The following is a 15,419-nucleotide window of genomic DNA, read 5'->3' on the forward strand; positions in this document are numbered from 1 at the left end:
ATGACCGCTCGCACGCTGAGCGCCGCTGTGTCCCACGTGGGCCGCATCCGCGCGAACAACCAGGACTCCGGCTACGCCGGGGCGCACCTGTTCGCGGTCGCGGACGGCATGGGCGGGCACGCCGGCGGCGACGTCGCCTCGGCGATCGCGATCCGGCGCATCCGCGAGGTCGACCGCGAGTTCCCGTCGGCGCACGACGCCGAGTTCGCGTTGCAGTCGGCGTTGATCGCGGCGAACCAGCTCATCACCGAGACGGTGTTCGAGCACCAGGAACTCACCGGCATGGGCACCACGGTGTCCGCGATGATCCGGGTCGGCGAGCAGATCGCGATCGCGCACATCGGCGACTCGCGCATCTACCGGCACCGCGACGGCGAGCTGCAGCAGATCACGTCGGACCACACCTTCGTGCAGCGCCTGGTCGACAGCGGCCGGATCACCCCGGAAGAAGCAGCGGTCCACCCCCGCCGCTCGGTGCTCATGCGCGTGCTCGGCGACGTCGACGCCGCACCGGAGGTCGACACCGCGATCATGGACATCCAGCCGGGCGACCGCTGGCTGCTGTGCTCCGACGGCCTGTCGTCGTACCTGGCCGAGGAACGCATCCGCCACGCCCTGGCGTCGAACATGGACGCCAACCAGGTCACCCAGCGCCTCGTCAAGGAGACCCTCGACCACGGCGCCCCCGACAACGTCACCGTCGTCGTCATGGACGTCACCGCGGACGAGGTCGACGACGATGACGACGCCGCCACCACCGTCGGGTCCGCGGCCGCTCCCCTGACCTTCGAGGCGTCGACCGGCCGCAAGCCGATCCGCCTCCCCACGATCCTGCTGCACCCGCTCAAGGTGACCACCGCGCCCGAGGACTCGCACTTCGAGCCCGAGTCCGACCAGTTCTTCGCGGAGCTCATCGCCGAGGACCGCCGACGCCGCATCCGACGCCGGGTGTCGTGGACCGTCGCGCTCGTGGTCGCCGTCGCCGTGCTCGTCGGCGCGGTGTTCGTCGGCTGGCGGATCACGCAGGACCACTACTACGTCGGCACCGACCGGGGCACCGTCGCGATCTACAAGGGCGTCCAGCAGTCGATCGGCCCACTGGCGCTGTCGGACGTCTACGAGGACACCGACATCACCGTGTCGATGCTGCCGGACTACACCCGCGAGAACGTCCGCTCGACGATCAACGCGCAGTCGCTCGGTGACGCGCGCGACATCGTGGACCGGCTCCGCAAGGCCGCCGAGACCGGGCAGGACCAAGCCGGCACCGGCGGCGACGGCGGATCCACCTCCTCGCCCTCGCCGTCCCCGACCCGGTCGTCGACGCCCTCGCCGTCCCCGACCCGGGGCTCGCGATGAGCAACGCCACCGCCCAGTCGTTCACCCAGGCGATCACGATCAAGCTCCGTGAACCCGCACGCGCTCGGAACCTCGAGCTCGTGCTCCTCGTCATCGCCTGCGGTATCTGCGCCGGCGCGATGGTCCTCGTGCAGCTCGGCACGAAGGGTCGACTCTTCGACACCTCGGTGCTCTGGGTCGGCGGGGGCATCCTCGGCCTCGGGCTCGTGATGCACGTGGTGCTGCGGGTCGTCGCGAAGAACGCCGACCCGTTCATCCTGCCGATCGCGCTGGTGCTGAACGGCATCGGCATCGCCGAGATCTACCGCATCGACGTCCACAACGGCCTGTCCGGCTGGGACGCCATCGGCGTGAAGCAGATCGTCTGGACGATGCTCGCGATGGTCCTGGCGATCATCACGCTCGTCGCCGTCCGCAACCACCGGTTCCTGCAGCGGTACCGGTACATCTTCATGGCGCTGACGATCGTCCTGCTGCTCCTGCCGATGCTGCCCGGGATCGGCACGAACATCGGTGGCGCGCGGGTCTGGATCCAGATCGGGCCGTTCTCGTTCCAACCGGGCGAGCTCGCGAAGATCACCATGGCGCTGTTCTTCGCCGGCTACCTCGTCACCGCACGCGACTCGCTGTCGATCGTCGGCAAGAAGTTCCTCGGCATGACGTTCCCGCGGGCCCGCGACCTCGGACCGATCCTGGTGATGTGGGGCGCCGCGATGGCCGTCCTCGTCTTCCAGCGCGACCTCGGCACGGCGCTGCTGTACTTCGGCCTGTTCCTCGTGATGATCTACGTCGCGACGGCACGACTGAGCTGGGTCCTCATCGGTCTGGCCCTCTTCGTGGGTGGCGCGCTCGTCGCCCAGTCCGTGCTCGAGTACGTGCACGGCCGGTTCGAGCAGTGGCTCGACCCCTTCAACCAGGAGATCTTCGACCGGCAGACGCAGGGCAGCTACCAGCTCGTGCAGGGCCTGTTCGGCTTCGCGAACGGCGGGATCACGGGCACCGGTCTCGGGCAGGGTCGCCCGTACATCACGCCGGTGGCCAACGCCGACTACATCATCGCCTCGCTCGGCGAGGAGCTCGGGCTGATCGGTGTCTTCGCGATCCTCGCGCTCTTCATCGTCCTGGCGTCGCGGGGCCTGCGCGTGGCGTTCATGGCCCAGGACGACTTCGGCAAGCTGCTCGGTGTGGGCTTCGGCTTCATCATCGCGCTGCAGGTCTTCGTCGTCGTCGGCGGCATCACCCGGATCATCCCGGTGACGGGCCTGACCACGCCCTTCATGGCAGCGGGTGGTTCCTCGCTCATCGCCAACTGGATCATCGCCGCGATGCTGCTGCGACTCACCGATTCCATCCCAGCCGAACAACGCGTCCAGCAGGGTGCGATCCCCGCCGCGAGCGGGCGGTCTGCGCGCGCGACCAGGAAGGAGCGTCGTCGATGAACCGACAGCTCCGCGGTGTCTCGACCGTCATCGTGCTCATGTTCGTCGCACTCTTCGTGTCGACGACCTCGATCCAGTTCTTCTCGGCGGACACGCTCCGCGCCGACTCCCGCAACTCACGAACCATCTTGGACAGTTACTCGACCAAGCGCGGTGCGATCCTCGTCGACGGCAGCCCGATCGCCGAGTCGACCCCCGTGGACGACCAGTACGAGTACCAGCGCAAGTACACGAACGGCGACCTGTACTCGGCCGTCACCGGGTACTTCACCATCGGTCAGGGCAACACCGGCATCGAGAGCGCGGAGAACACCGTGCTGTCCGGCAACTCGGACGCCTCCTTCTTCCAGAACCTCAACTCGATCCTCACCGGCCAGGACGTCCAGGGCGACAACGTCAACCTGACGATCGACCCCGCCGTGCAGCAGGCCGCGTACGACGCCCTCGGCTCGAACAGCGGCGCCGTGGTCGCGATCCAGCCGAAGACCGGCAAGATCCTCGCCATGGTGTCGAAGCCGAGCTACGACCCGAACACGCTCACCTCGCACGACACCGCGAAGGTCAAGGAGCAGTACGACGCCCTGCTCGGAGCCTCGTCGTCCCCGCTGCAGAACCGTGCGATCGGCGGCGACCTGTACACGCCGGGATCGGTGTTCAAGCTCGTCGTGGCATCGGCGGCGCTCGAGGGCGGGAAGTACAACCTCGACTCGACGTTCCCGAACCCGTCGCGCCTGCAGCTCCCCGGCACGAGCTCGTACATCAACAACGCCGAGGGCGGCACGTGCGGCGGCGGCGACAAGGTCAAGCTCCGCACGGCCATCCAGTACTCGTGCAACATCCCGTTCGCCGAACTCGGGCAGAAGCTCGGGTACGACGCGATCAAGAGCATGGCCGACAAGTACGGCTTCGGTGACGCCATCGAGGTCCCGATGTCCGCGACCGCCAGCCAGTACCCCGAGGTCGACTCCACGGCGCAGCTCATGCTGAGCGCGTTCGGCCAGGCGAGCGTCCGGGTGTCCCCGCTGCAGATGGCCATGGTGTCGGCCGGCATCGCGAACGGCGGCAAGGTCATGCAGCCCTCGCTCGTCGACTCGATCACAACGAGCGACCTGAAGACGGTCGAGTCCTTCTCCCCGAGGCAGTACAGTGATCCGCTGTCCTCCTCCGAGTCCGCTGACCTCACCGAGGCCATGCAGAGCGTCGTGAACGCCGGGACCGGAACGAATGCCAAGATCGACGGTGTCGACGTCGCAGGGAAGACGGGCACGGCCGAGGGCGGAACAGGCGATCCCTACACCCTCTGGTTCACCGGGTTCGCGCCCGCGAAGGACCCGGAGGTCGCCGTGGCGGTCGTCGTCGGAGACGGCGGCGGGCTCGGTCAGTCGGGAGTCGGCAACACAGTCGCGGCCCCGGTCGCGAAGAAAGTCATGGAGGCGGTGCTGAACAAATGAGACCCACCAGCGGACTCACCTTCGGTGGGCGGTACCAGCTCTCGTCCCGGGTCGCCATCGGCGGCATGGGAGAGGTGTGGCAGGCCACCGACCTCGTCATCGGCCGAACCGTCGCACTCAAGATCCTCAAGGACGAGTACCTCGGCGACCCCGGGTTCCTCGAGCGCTTCCGCGCCGAGGCCCGCCACGCTGCGCTCGTCAACCACGAGGGCATCGCCAACGTCTTCGACTACGGCGAAGAGGACGGCAGCGCCTACCTCGTGATGGAGCTCGTCCCCGGCGAAGCGCTCTCGACCATGATCGAGCGCGAGCACACGCTGCCGGTCGACAAGGTCCTGGACATCGTCGCGCAGACCGCGAACGCCCTGCAGGCCGCCCACGCGGTCGGTCTCGTGCACCGCGACATCAAGCCCGGCAACCTGCTCATCACGCCGGACGGCCGCGTCAAGATCACCGACTTCGGCATCGCACGCATCGCCGACCAGGTCCCGCTCACCGCGACCGGCCAGGTCATGGGCACCGTGCAGTACCTCTCGCCGGAACAGGCGAGCGGACACCCGGCGTCGCCGTCGACCGACATCTACTCGCTCGGCATCGTCGCGTACGAGTGCCTGGCGGGTCGCCGTCCCTTCACGGGTGAGTCGCAGGTCGCCATCGCGATGGCGCACATCAACGAGCAGCCGCCGGCACTGCCCGGGGACATCCCCGAGCCCGTCGCCGCGCTCGTGATCTCGTGCATCGCGAAGAAGCCCGCCGATCGTCCCGCGACCGCCGCCAACCTGGCGCGTGCTGCACAGGCGCTCCGTCGTGGTGACGTCGCGGCGGCCACCGTGGCCGTCCCCGCCATCGCGCAGGGCGGCACCGTGGCGTTCAACCCGCCGCAGGGGCAGGGCAACGACGCCGCCACGGCACTGCTCGGTACCCAGTCCGGTGCGGCCGCCGGCGGTGCCGGTGGACCCGTCGGACCGCGGTCCCCAGCGACGGACGAGCCGGAGGAACCGAAGAAGAAGCGCGCCTGGATCTGGTGGGTCGTCGGCATCGTCGTCGTGCTCGCGATCGCCGGTGTGGTCGGAGCCTTCGCCCTGAACGGTGCGGCCGAGCCGGACCCGACCCCGTCGAAGTCCACGACGAGGACCCCGCGTCCGTCGACGACGCCGTCCGAGACGCCGTCGCAGACGCCGGTCGACACCCGCGTGACCGTGTCGGCGGCCGACTACACGGGCCAGAACGCCGAGCAGGTCGCGAACCAGCTCCGTGGTCAGGGCCTCGTGGCCGAGGTCGTCGCCGGGTCGAACGCGACGTCCTCCGACCAGGTCGGCACCGTCGAGTCGCTCAGCCCCGAGGGCAGCCTCGAGCAGGGCACGACGGTGACGATCAAGGCGTTCGGCGACGTGCTGACCGCCGAGGCGCCCGAGCGTGCGACCGGTGGCTCCGTGAGCGACTCCGGCCGCGTCACGTTCAGCTGGCCGTCCTACGACAAGTGCCCCGCCGGGTACTCCGACGTGAGCTACACGTACACGATCGACAACGGCACGGTCCCGTCGAACGGCAGCAGCTCGGGCTCGACCTCCGGCACGGCGGTCACCGTCGCGGCCGCGCAGTCCGGCACGGTGACCCTGTCCTACAAGGTGACGTGCAAGTCGCCGCAGTCCGGCACGGCGGTCGTCTCCGACTCGTCGCCCGGGGCGCAGGTCACCTGGACCGAGCCCACCGAGGAGCCCACGACGGACCCGAACGACGGCATCGACCCCACCGACGCCCCGATGGACGGCAACTGAACGACCCCCGGACGGGGACTGTCGACACCGTTCGGTAACGGTTCGGTCGACCCCTCCCGGACCAGCGTCTCACCAGGTTGTGCTGCCGTACACTAGCCCGGACGGACAGACGGAGGAGTACGTGCCAGAAGGTGTGACCGCGGGGATCACCCTCCTCGCCAACCGTTACGAGATCGGTGACGTCATCGGTCGAGGCGGCATGGCAACCGTGCACCTCGGCAACGACACCCGTCTCGGTCGCAAGGTCGCGGTGAAGCTCCTGAAGCCGAGCCTGGCCAACGACCCGGCGTTCCGCACCCGGTTCCGGCAGGAAGCCCAGGCCGCCGCACGCATGGCGCACCCGACGGTCGTCCGCGTGTACGACGCGGGCGAGGAGACCGTGACCGAGACCTCGGGCGCCGAGGTGCAGGTCCCCTTCATCGTGATGGAGTACGTCGAGGGCCGCCCGCTCTCCGACATCATCGCCGAGGGCGCCGTCGCCCCGGCCGAGGCCGTCCGCATCACCGAGGGCATCCTCACCGCGCTCGAGTACTCCCACCGTGCCGGCGTCGTGCACCGGGACATCAAGCCCGCCAACGTCATGGTCACGCACAGCGGCCAGGTCAAGGTCATGGACTTCGGCATCGCCCGCGCCATCACCGACACCTCGGCCACCGTCGCACAGACCACGTCGATCCTCGGCACCGCGTCGTACTTCTCGCCGGAGCAGGCCCGCGGCGAGACCGTCGACGCCCGCACGGACATCTACTCCACCGGTGTCGTGCTGTTCGAGCTCCTCACCGGCCGTGCACCCTTCCTCGGGGACACCCCGGTGGCGGTGGCCTACCAGCACGTCAGCGAGCAGCCCGTCGCACCGTCCTCGATCACGCCAGAGGTCTCGCCGGCGCTCGACGCCGTCACCCTGCACGCCCTGGTGAAGGACCGCACGCGACGCTTCCAGAACGCAGCAGAGTTCCGCTCGGACCTGCAGCAGGCCGCTGCGGGCCGGGTGCCGGCGTCGACCAAGAAGATCCAGCAGAACGCGGCGAACGACGCCTCGACGGTGCTGTTCGGGGTCGACCCGCGCACCACGTCGAACCCGGCCGCGGCGTTCCGCGAGCTCGACGACGACACGGCTGAGCACCGCCCGCAGCGCACGCAGAACCGTCCGCCGGTGGCGTGGATCTGGGTCGGGATCCTGCTGACGGTCGCGGTCATCGTCGGTGTGGTGTTCTTCGTCGCGAACCTGCAGCCGGGCAAGCCGCCGGTGTCGTCGTCCGTGAGCGTCCCGAACGTCACCGGGTCGACCTTCAGTGCCGCGTCCACCGCCCTCGAGAAGAAGGACCTCACGGCCGTCAAGGTCGAGGAGAACTCCGACTCGGTCGACAAGGGCATGGTCATCCGCACCGACCCCGGTTCCGGCATCAACGTGGGCCGCAAGTCCAGTGTCAACGTCGTCGTGTCCCTCGGCCCGGAGCGGGTGCCGGTACCCGAACTGAACGGGCAGTCCCAGGCAGCGGCGCAGCAGGCGCTGGACGATGCCGGGTTCCGTGTCGGCGCGATCAGTTCCGACTACTCGTCCGACGTGCCGGAGGGCACCGTGATGAGTTCCGACCCCGAGTCCGGCTCGCTCCACACCAAGGGCATCGTGATCAACCTCACGGTCTCCAACGGCAAGGTCCAGCTGCCGAACGTCACGAACCAGCAGTTCTCCGAGGCCAAGGCGTCGCTCGAGCAGCTGGGCCTCACCGTGACGCCGTCGCCGTCGTACTCGTGCACGGGCGGCCTCGTCACGCAGCAGGACACCCCCCAGGGCGACATCGCCCAGGGCAGTGCCGTCACGCTGACGTACTGCGCCGCGAGCCAGCCGACCCGCGCCCCGTCGACCGACAACGGGGACGACAAGGGCGACAACGGCGGCGACAACGGCGACAACCGCGGGGACAACGGCGACGGTCGCTGACCGTTCGGATCACTGACGGCGTCACCGCGGCTCTCGAGCCGACCACACGCATGCGCGTGCAGCGTGACGGGCCGGTGACGGGCCTCCCGTCGGCACGCTGACGGCCAGGAGGCCCGGCGCATCTCCGCCACGCATCCGCAGCTCGTCAGGTCGTCGCGTCCACTGCTGCGGCCGCCACCGTCAGGACACGACGCCGTCGTGCCTGCGCCGGGAGCTCAGGCGCGGTGCGTCGCGATGAGCGGGCCGAGGCCGTCGGCGCGCTCGGCGGCACCGGACAGACCGGTGGTCTCGAGCCAGTTGCCGACCATGCGGTAGCCGCCCTCGGTCAGGACCGACTCGGGGTGGAACTGCACGCCGTAGAGCGGGTGGTCTCGGTGCTGGACGCCCATGATGACGCCGCCGCCGGTCCGGGCCGTGACGGTGAGTTCGTCGGGGACCGTCCCGTCGACGATCGCGAGGGAGTGGTACCGCGTCGCCGTGAACGGGTGCGGGACCCCTGCGAAGAGCGCACTGTCGTCGTGGTCGACCTGCGATGTCTTGCCGTGCATGAGTTCGTCCGCGTGCGTGACCGTGGCCCCGAGGGCCTCCGCGATCGCCTGGTGGCCGAGGCAGACCCCGAGCAGTGGGGTTCCCGAGGCCATCGCTGCGTGCACCGTCGGGATCGAGACGCCGGCGTCGGCCGGGGTGCCCGGGCCTGGCGACAGCAGGACGCCGTCGTACTCCGCGATGCGGTCTGCGATCTCCGACTCGGGGAAGGCGTCGTTGCGGACCACGTCCGTCTCGGCCCCGAGCTGTTGGACGTACCCGTTCAGCGTGTAGACGAAGCTGTCGTAGTTGTCGACGACGAGGATCCTGGTCATGGCGGTTCACCGTACTCGTGGGGGATGTGTGCAGCGGTCTGCGGGCCGATCCACACACGTGGTCACGGTAGGATACCGGCCATGGCCAGTGACAAGGACCGCACCAAGCCCGCCCGGAGGACCCGAGCCGACTCGGTCGACACCGCGGGGGACAGCCCCAATCCGGTGTGGTTCAAGCCGGTCATGTTCGGCTTCATGATCATCGGCCTGGTCTGGGTGATCGTCTTCTACATCTCGAACGCGACCCTGCCGGTCCCGAGCCTCGGCTCGTGGAACATCCTGATCGGCTTCGGCATCATGTTCATCGGCTTCCTCATGACCACCCGCTGGCGCTGACACCAGCCGCGAGACTTCCCGACGCCCGTCGCACCGCCAGGTGCGGCGGGCGTCGTCGTTCTCCACAGGAGTTCCCGGCGTCAGCGCCCGGATCGTCGAGGATCCGGGCGGTTGTCCACACTTCTCCACACTCTCCACATCGTCATCCACACCCCGACCCCGGAGTTATCCACAGCTGAGTCCACAGTGGGGATAATCACACGCGTGTAACTCACCGGTTTCTCCACACCTGTGGATAACTCTGCAGGCCCCTTGTGGACGGCGGCTGCGCCGTCCCGTCTGCGAAAGCGTCAGATGTCGCCGCAAGGTTGGCCGCAGACTGTCGCTTCCGCGGAAGAGCCGCCACGCGACGAGCTGGGCGCAGGCATGTCCGGGAACGACCAACGCCCCGCCGCGGAAGCGACGGGGCGTTCGGTCGGACGTGTCCGGATCGGGTCAACCGATGGTGACCGCGTACCCGACTGCGGTGAGCGCGATACCGACCACCGCGGTGGCCGCAAGCAGGCCGATCTGCAGCGGCCGCTTCCGGATGTTCCGGGTGTTGGCGAACACGAAGCCCACCAGGAACCCGCCGATGATCCCACCGACGTGGGCCTGCCACGAGATGTTGATCCCCGGGAGGAACCCGACGACCAGGTTGAGCCCCATGATCACGAGGAGCTGCACGGCGTTCTGCCCGAGGCTCCGCTGCAGCACGAAGAACGCCGCGAAGAGACCGAAGATCGCGCCGGACGCCCCCACGACGGTCGTGCCAGGAGCGAGGAACGTCACGAGCATCGACCCGAAGATCCCGGTGATGAAGTACAACGCGACGAAGCGCCACGTACCGAGCATGTTCTCGAGCATCCGGCCGAAGATCCACAGCGCCCACATGTTGAACAGGATGTGGAAGATGCCCGAGTGCACGAACAGGGAGGTGACGACTCGCCACGGCTGCGTGGGCAGGAGGAACGAGTTGTAGGCCAGCAGGCTGGTGAAGAACCGGCCGCTCACCTGGTCGAGCAGCCAGATCGCGACCGTGACCGCCACGATGACGACCGTCGCCTTCTGGTCGAGCATCGCGAAGCGCCGTCGCGCGACCGTGAACCCGCTCGGGGCTCCGGACGCGCGACGGTTCGCTGCGAACTGTGCGCGCTGTTCCCGCACGCACTCCGGGCAGTGCACCCCGACTGCCGCCGGCGTCTGGCACTCCGGGCAGATCGTCCGCCCACAGCGCTGGCAGAGGACGAAGCTCTGCCGGTCCGGATGCCGGTAGCAGGTGTTGTTCGGGTTGTACGCCTGGTCGGTCACGTGAGGATCAGACGCCTTCGACGTCGATGCTCTGGATGACCACGTCCTCGACGGGCTTGTCGCGACCGTCGGTCGGGACACCCTCGATGGCGTCGACCACGGCACGGGACTCGTCGTCGGCGACCTCACCGAAGATGGTGTGCTTGCCCTGCAGCCACGGCGTCGCCACCGTGGTGATGAAGAACTGCGAGCCGTTGGTGCCGCGGCCACCCTGGATGCCGGCGTTCGCCATGGCGAAGATGTAGGGGTTCTGGAACGTGAGCTCGGGGGAGATCTCGTCGTCGAAGCGGTACCCGGGGCCACCGATGCCCTGGCCGAGCGGGTCGCCGCCCTGGATCATGAAGTCCTTGATGATGCGGTGGAAGATGACGCCGTCGTAGAGCTTGTCGGTGGAGACCTTGCCGGTGCCCGGGTGGGTCCACTCCTGCTGGCCCGTTGCGAGGTCGACGAAGTTCTTGACGGTCTTCGGAGCGTGGTTGCCGAACAGGTTGACGCGGATGTCGCCCTTGTTGGTGTGGATCGTTGCGACAGCGGTGTGCAGAGACATGTTCCGATTCTCGCATGTACCGGCTGCGTACGGACCGGACCCACAGGTGAGGCTCCGTGACCTGTCAGGGACTCTGGTGGCAGGATGGGGTCACGCCGATCCGATGGAGGTACCAGATGACGACGATCGAGATCCCGCGCAAGCGTCGGAAGCAGATCAAGAAGCTCAAGGGCCAGACCGCCTCGCTCCTCGGAGAGCAGCGCAAGGTCCTCGAGCACGCGAACGCGATCCTGGCGGAAGCCCGGTCGAACGCAGCCGACGCAGCCCGCAAGGACATCGCCCCTCGTGTGCAGAACGCGATCGACAACGGGATCCGTCCCGCGGTCGCGACCGGGGTACACGCTGCGACGTCCGCAGCACAGAGTGCTTCGCACAAGTTCCAGTCCGAGGTCATCCCCGGACTGGTGTCGACCGCTGGCTCCGTGCTGAGCGTCACCGACCTCGCGAAGGACCCCCGGGTCAAGAAGATCGTGAAGAACGCCCAGAAGAAGGGCAAGAAGGCCAAGAAGGCTGCTGTGAAGTACGTTCCGTCGAAGCAGAAGAAGGGCATCGGCTTCGGCGGTGTCGCACTCATCATCGTCGGCGTCGTCGCCGTTGCTGGTGCTGCGTACGCCGCGTACCAGACGCTCCGTGCCGACGACGACCTCTGGGTCGCCGACGACGCTGACACGGCGGAGAAGCCCGCCGCCTGACCTCCACGGTTCGTACGAAGGGCCCCGGCACTCCGCCGGGGCCCTTCGTCGTTCCTGGGCCCGGTGCTGCGAGGACACGCCCGTCCGACGGCGCCGAGGTTCCACGACATGCCGTCCGCTGCCCGCCGAGGTTCCACAGGCGGCCCGAGGCGCGCTCGAGATGCCGAGATCTCGGAACCTCGACGCAGCGGCACACGCCCGACCCGAGCACGCACGACGAACGCACGATGTCTCCACGACGAACGCACGATGTCTCACGGAGACGGCCATCGCGGAGCGGCCAGTGCCGAAGGCACGAGACCAGCACGGCGGAGCGACCGGGCGGAGGGAAAAACGACCGCAGCAGGGTCATCCCGGAGTGGAGTGGAGCCTGGGAGAATCGAACTCCCGACATCCTGCTTGCAAAGCAGGCGCTCTACCAACTGAGCTAAGGCCCCGGGTGCCACCGAGGTGCTCGGCGACGGGATGGAATTGTCGTGTGTTCCGGAGAACTGGTGGGGCTACAAGGACTTGAACCTTGGACCTCTTCGTTATCAGCGAAGCGCTCTAACCGCCTGAGCTATAGCCCCTCAGACCGGATGAAAGCCTACCGTACGGATCTCGCAGAACGAAATCGAGCGGTCGGCCCACCCGGCCCGGGTGTGTCAGTTGTTCGTGAAGCCGACGAGCAGGCCGCCGGTGATGCGAACACTGAGGTTGTAGAGGACACTCACGATAGCGCCGAGCACGGTGCCGACGACCACGTTGAGGATGCCCACGACGATGGAGAACCCGAGCACCTGACCCAGTGAGAACTGGTCCATGATCGAGTAACTGTTCTGCCCGGTGACGTCCTTCAACAGGGCGTCCACCTGCGTGAACACGCCCGTTTGGTTGAGGATGACCCACACCAGTGCCGTGGCGACCACGATCACGATGCTGCCGGCCAGGGCGATGAGGAAGCTGAGCTTCACCATCGACCAGAAGTCGACGTAGACCAGCCGCAACCGCACCTGGCGGGTGCCGACGGGTCGCTTCGCCTTCTTCTGGAGCTTCTCGGCGACACTACTCATTGCTTGACTGGTCCTCTCCGGCCTCGTCTTCGACGGGCGCGGTGTCGATGGGATCAGTGGAGTCCGGGGCCGCTTCGGCAGGGCTGACCGTCTCCACCGGGCCCGCGGGCTCGATCTCGGCGTCGTCCTGGTCGTCCAGGTTCCGCTCTGTGTTCCGGGCCACGGCGATGATCTTGTCGTTCTCCGCGAACCTCGCGAAGACGACACCCATCGTGTCACGGCCCTTGGCGGGCACCTCGGCCACGGCAGACCTTACCACCTTGCCCGATTGCAGCACGACGAGCACCTCGTCGTCCTCACCGACGATGAGAGCACCCACAAGGTCGCCCCGGTCCATGGCCAACTTGGCCACCTTGATCCCGAGTCCGCCACGACCCTGGATGCGGTACTGGTCGACGGAGGTGCGCTTGGCGTAGCCGCCCTCGGTCATCACCCAGACGAAGCCGTCGTCCGAGACCACCCGTGCTGCGAGCAGCGAGTCGCCCTCGCGGAAGGACATGCCCTTCACGCCGGAGGTCGATCGACCCATCGGCCGCAGGGTGTCGTTCGTCGCCGTGAACCGGAGCGACATGCCCTGTCGTGAGACGAGCAGCAGGTCGTCGTGCTCGTCGACGAGCAGCGCCTGCCGGAGCTTGTCGCCGTCGCGCAGGTTGATCGCGATGATGCCGCCGGTGCGGTTCGTGTCGTACTCGGTGAGCGCGGTCTTCTTCACCAGGCCGTGCTCGGTCGCGAGCACGAGGTACTGGGCGACCTCGTAGTCACGGATGTCGAGCACCTGCTGGATCTGCTCGTCCGGCTGCATGGCGAGCAGGTTCGCGACGTGCTGGCCCTTGGCGTCGCGGCCCGCTTCCTGCAGCTCGTACGCCTTGGCGCGGTAGACCCGGCCCTGGTCGGTCAGGAACAGCAACCAGTGGTGCGTCGTCGTGACGAAGAAGTGCTCGACGATGTCGTCGGCGCGGAGCTGGGCGCCCCGCACACCACGGCCACCGCGGTGCTGCGAGCGGTACTGGTCGCTGCGCGTGCGCTTGACGTACCCGCCGCGGGTGATGGTGACGACCATCTCCTCTTCGGGGATGAGGTCTTCCATCGACATGTCGCCGTCGTAGCCGAGCATGATCTCGGTGCGGCGGTCGTCGCCGAAGCGGTCGACGATCTCCTCGAGCTCGTCGCGGATGATCGTGCGCTGCCGGGTCTCCGACGCCAGGATGTCCTGGAAGTCGGCGATCTTGCGCTCGAGTTCTTCGGCCTCGTCGTGGATCTTCTGGCGCTCGAGGGCGGCCAGGCGACGGAGCTGGAGTTCGAGGATCGCGCGCGCCTGGATCTCGTCGACGGACAGCAGGTCCATCAGGCCGGTGCGGGCCTCTTCGACGTCGGGCGACCGGCGGATGAGTGCGATGACCTCGTCGAGGGCGTCGAGTGCTGCGAGGTAGCCACGCAGGATGTGCGCGCGCTTCTCGGCTTCGCGGAGGCGGAACTGGGTGCGGCGGACGATGACGTCGACCTGGTGCGCGACCCACGCCGAGATGAACCCGTCGAGCGGCAGGGTGCGGGGCACCCCGTCGACGATCGCGAGCATGTTCGCGCCGAAGTTCTCCTGCAGCTGCGTGTGCTTGTACAGGTTGTTCAGCACGACCTTGGCCACGGCGTCGCGCTTGAGCACGATGACGAGGCGCTGACCGGTACGACCCGAGGTCTCGTCGCGGATGTCCGCGACGCCGGCGAGCTTGCCGTCCTTGACGAGGTCGGCGATCTTGATCGCGAGGTTGTCCGGGTTGACCTGGTACGGAAGCTCGGTGACGACGAGGCAGGTGCGGCCCTGGATCTCCTCGACGTTGACGACGGCGCGCATCGTGATCGAACCGCGGCCCGTGCGGTAGGCGTCCTGGATGCCCTTGGTGCCGAGCACCTGCGCACCGGTCGGGAAGTCCGGCCCCTTGATCCGCTGCATGAGCGCGGCGAGGAGTTCCTCACGCGTGGCCTCGGGGTTGTCGAGCGCCCACTTCGCGCCCTCGGCGACCTCGCGCAGGTTGTGCGGCGGGATGTTCGTCGCCATGCCGACCGCGATGCCGACCGAGCCGTTGACCAGCAGGTTCGGGAACCGAGCCGGCAGGATCGCGGGCTCCTGTGTCCGACCGTCGTAGTTGTCCTGGAAGTCGACGGTGTCCTCGTCGATGTCCCGGACCATCTCCATGGCGAGCGGTGCCATCTTGGTCTCGGTGTACCGCGGAGCAGCGGCGCCGTCGTTGCCCGGTGAGCCGAAGTTGCCCTGGCCGAGCGCGAGCGGGTACCGCAGCGACCACGGCTGCACCAGGCGGACGAGCGCGTCGTAGATCGCCGAGTCGCCGTGCGGGTGGAACTGGCCCATGACGTCACCGACGACGCGGGAGCACTTCGAGAACGCACGGTCCGGGCGGTATCCGCCGTCGAACATCGCGTAGATCACGCGGCGGTGCACCGGCTTCAGACCGTCGCGGACCTCGGGCAGTGCACGTCCGACGATGACGGACATGGCGTAGTCGAGGTAGGAACGCTGCATCTCGAGCTGCAGGTCGACCTGTGAGATGCGGTCACCGGAGACGACGATGTCCCCGCTGTCGCCGTGGACGATCTCGGGCTGCTCGTCGGGGGCGTTCTCGTTGTCGTCAGCCATTGGCTTGCGTTACCTTTCTGACG

At 68.0% G+C, this 15,419-nt stretch carries 12 protein-coding genes and 2 tRNA genes; 7 read left to right on the forward strand and 7 right to left on the reverse strand.

All coding sequences use genetic code 11. The annotated features are described in order from the left end of the window. From ACVKXF_RS04995 to pknB, 5 genes are all read left to right on the forward strand, one after another. Nucleotides 1-1,359: a Stp1/IreP family PP2C-type Ser/Thr phosphatase gene (locus ACVKXF_RS04995; RefSeq protein ID WP_123311262.1), complete on the forward strand. Its 1,359-nt coding sequence runs from the start codon at nucleotides 1-3 to the stop codon at nucleotides 1,357-1,359. Then, a complete protein-coding gene (locus ACVKXF_RS05000; protein WP_456795053.1) occupies nucleotides 1,356-2,798 on the forward strand; it encodes an FtsW/RodA/SpoVE family cell cycle protein in 1,443 nt (480 codons plus the stop codon). The genes ACVKXF_RS04995 and ACVKXF_RS05000 overlap by 4 nt, the downstream gene beginning before the upstream one ends. Next, nucleotides 2,795-4,249, forward strand: coding sequence for a peptidoglycan D,D-transpeptidase FtsI family protein (locus tag ACVKXF_RS05005; protein ID WP_123311266.1), 1,455 nt, complete (start codon nucleotides 2,795-2,797; stop codon nucleotides 4,247-4,249). The genes ACVKXF_RS05000 and ACVKXF_RS05005 overlap by 4 nt, the downstream gene beginning before the upstream one ends. Further along, nucleotides 4,246-6,027: a serine/threonine protein kinase gene (locus tag ACVKXF_RS05010; RefSeq protein ID WP_456795054.1), complete on the forward strand. Its 1,782-nt coding sequence runs from the start codon at nucleotides 4,246-4,248 to the stop codon at nucleotides 6,025-6,027. Before ACVKXF_RS05005 ends, ACVKXF_RS05010 begins: the two co-directional genes overlap by 4 nt. A gap of 133 nt (nucleotides 6,028-6,160) precedes the next feature. Next, entirely contained in the window at nucleotides 6,161-7,969 is a 1,809-nt protein-coding gene (gene pknB, locus ACVKXF_RS05015) for a Stk1 family PASTA domain-containing Ser/Thr kinase (protein ID WP_456795337.1), read from the forward strand. Between the two features lie 215 nt (nucleotides 7,970-8,184). On the opposite strand, the gene ACVKXF_RS05020 is transcribed toward pknB, so the two are convergent. Beyond that, nucleotides 8,185-8,829 carry an anthranilate synthase component II gene (locus tag ACVKXF_RS05020; protein WP_123311272.1) on the reverse strand — a complete coding sequence of 215 codons (645 nt, stop codon included), beginning with the start codon at nucleotides 8,827-8,829 and terminating at the stop codon, nucleotides 8,185-8,187. An 81-nt stretch (nucleotides 8,830-8,910) separates the two neighbouring features. Here ACVKXF_RS05020 and ACVKXF_RS05025 point away from each other — a divergent pair, with 81 nt between their 5' ends. Beyond that, nucleotides 8,911-9,165, forward strand: coding sequence for a cell division protein CrgA (locus tag ACVKXF_RS05025; protein ID WP_123311274.1), 255 nt, complete (start codon nucleotides 8,911-8,913; stop codon nucleotides 9,163-9,165). Nucleotides 9,166-9,600: 435 nt separating this feature from the next. Here the strand turns inward: ACVKXF_RS05025 and ACVKXF_RS05030 are convergent, their stop codons facing one another. Next, the gene (locus tag ACVKXF_RS05030; RefSeq protein ID WP_456795055.1) at nucleotides 9,601-10,455 is read right to left on the reverse strand and encodes a rhomboid family intramembrane serine protease; all 855 of its coding nucleotides are present in this window, start codon (nucleotides 10,453-10,455) and stop codon (nucleotides 9,601-9,603) included. 7 nt (nucleotides 10,456-10,462) lie between these two features. Further along, nucleotides 10,463-11,002: a peptidylprolyl isomerase gene (locus ACVKXF_RS05035; protein ID WP_027466924.1), complete on the reverse strand. Its 540-nt coding sequence runs from the start codon at nucleotides 11,000-11,002 to the stop codon at nucleotides 10,463-10,465. A gap of 116 nt (nucleotides 11,003-11,118) precedes the next feature. Between ACVKXF_RS05035 and ACVKXF_RS05040 the strand changes: the two genes are divergently transcribed. Beyond that, the gene (locus ACVKXF_RS05040; RefSeq protein ID WP_456795056.1) at nucleotides 11,119-11,694 is read left to right on the forward strand and encodes a hypothetical protein; all 576 of its coding nucleotides are present in this window, start codon (nucleotides 11,119-11,121) and stop codon (nucleotides 11,692-11,694) included. A 364-nt stretch (nucleotides 11,695-12,058) separates the two neighbouring features. Here the strand turns inward: ACVKXF_RS05040 and ACVKXF_RS05045 are convergent. The 4 genes from ACVKXF_RS05045 to gyrA all read right to left on the reverse strand — a co-directional run bounded on the left by ACVKXF_RS05045 (nucleotide 12,059) and on the right by gyrA (nucleotide 15,396). After that, nucleotides 12,059-12,131: transfer RNA gene (locus ACVKXF_RS05045), tRNA-Ala, on the reverse strand. Nucleotides 12,132-12,186: 55 nt separating this feature from the next. Next, nucleotides 12,187-12,263, reverse strand: a tRNA-Ile gene (locus ACVKXF_RS05050). Between the two features lie 75 nt (nucleotides 12,264-12,338). Further along, nucleotides 12,339-12,746, reverse strand: coding sequence for a DUF3566 domain-containing protein (locus ACVKXF_RS05055; protein WP_027466922.1), 408 nt, complete (start codon nucleotides 12,744-12,746; stop codon nucleotides 12,339-12,341). Further along, nucleotides 12,739-15,396, reverse strand: a complete 2,658-nt coding sequence (gene gyrA / locus ACVKXF_RS05060; protein WP_123311280.1) for a DNA gyrase subunit A — start codon at nucleotides 15,394-15,396, stop codon at nucleotides 12,739-12,741. Before gyrA ends, ACVKXF_RS05055 begins: the two co-directional genes overlap by 8 nt. Between the last annotated feature and the right edge of the window lie 23 nt (nucleotides 15,397-15,419).

The sequence above is a fragment of the Curtobacterium sp. PvP017 genome, from assembly GCF_054060195.1.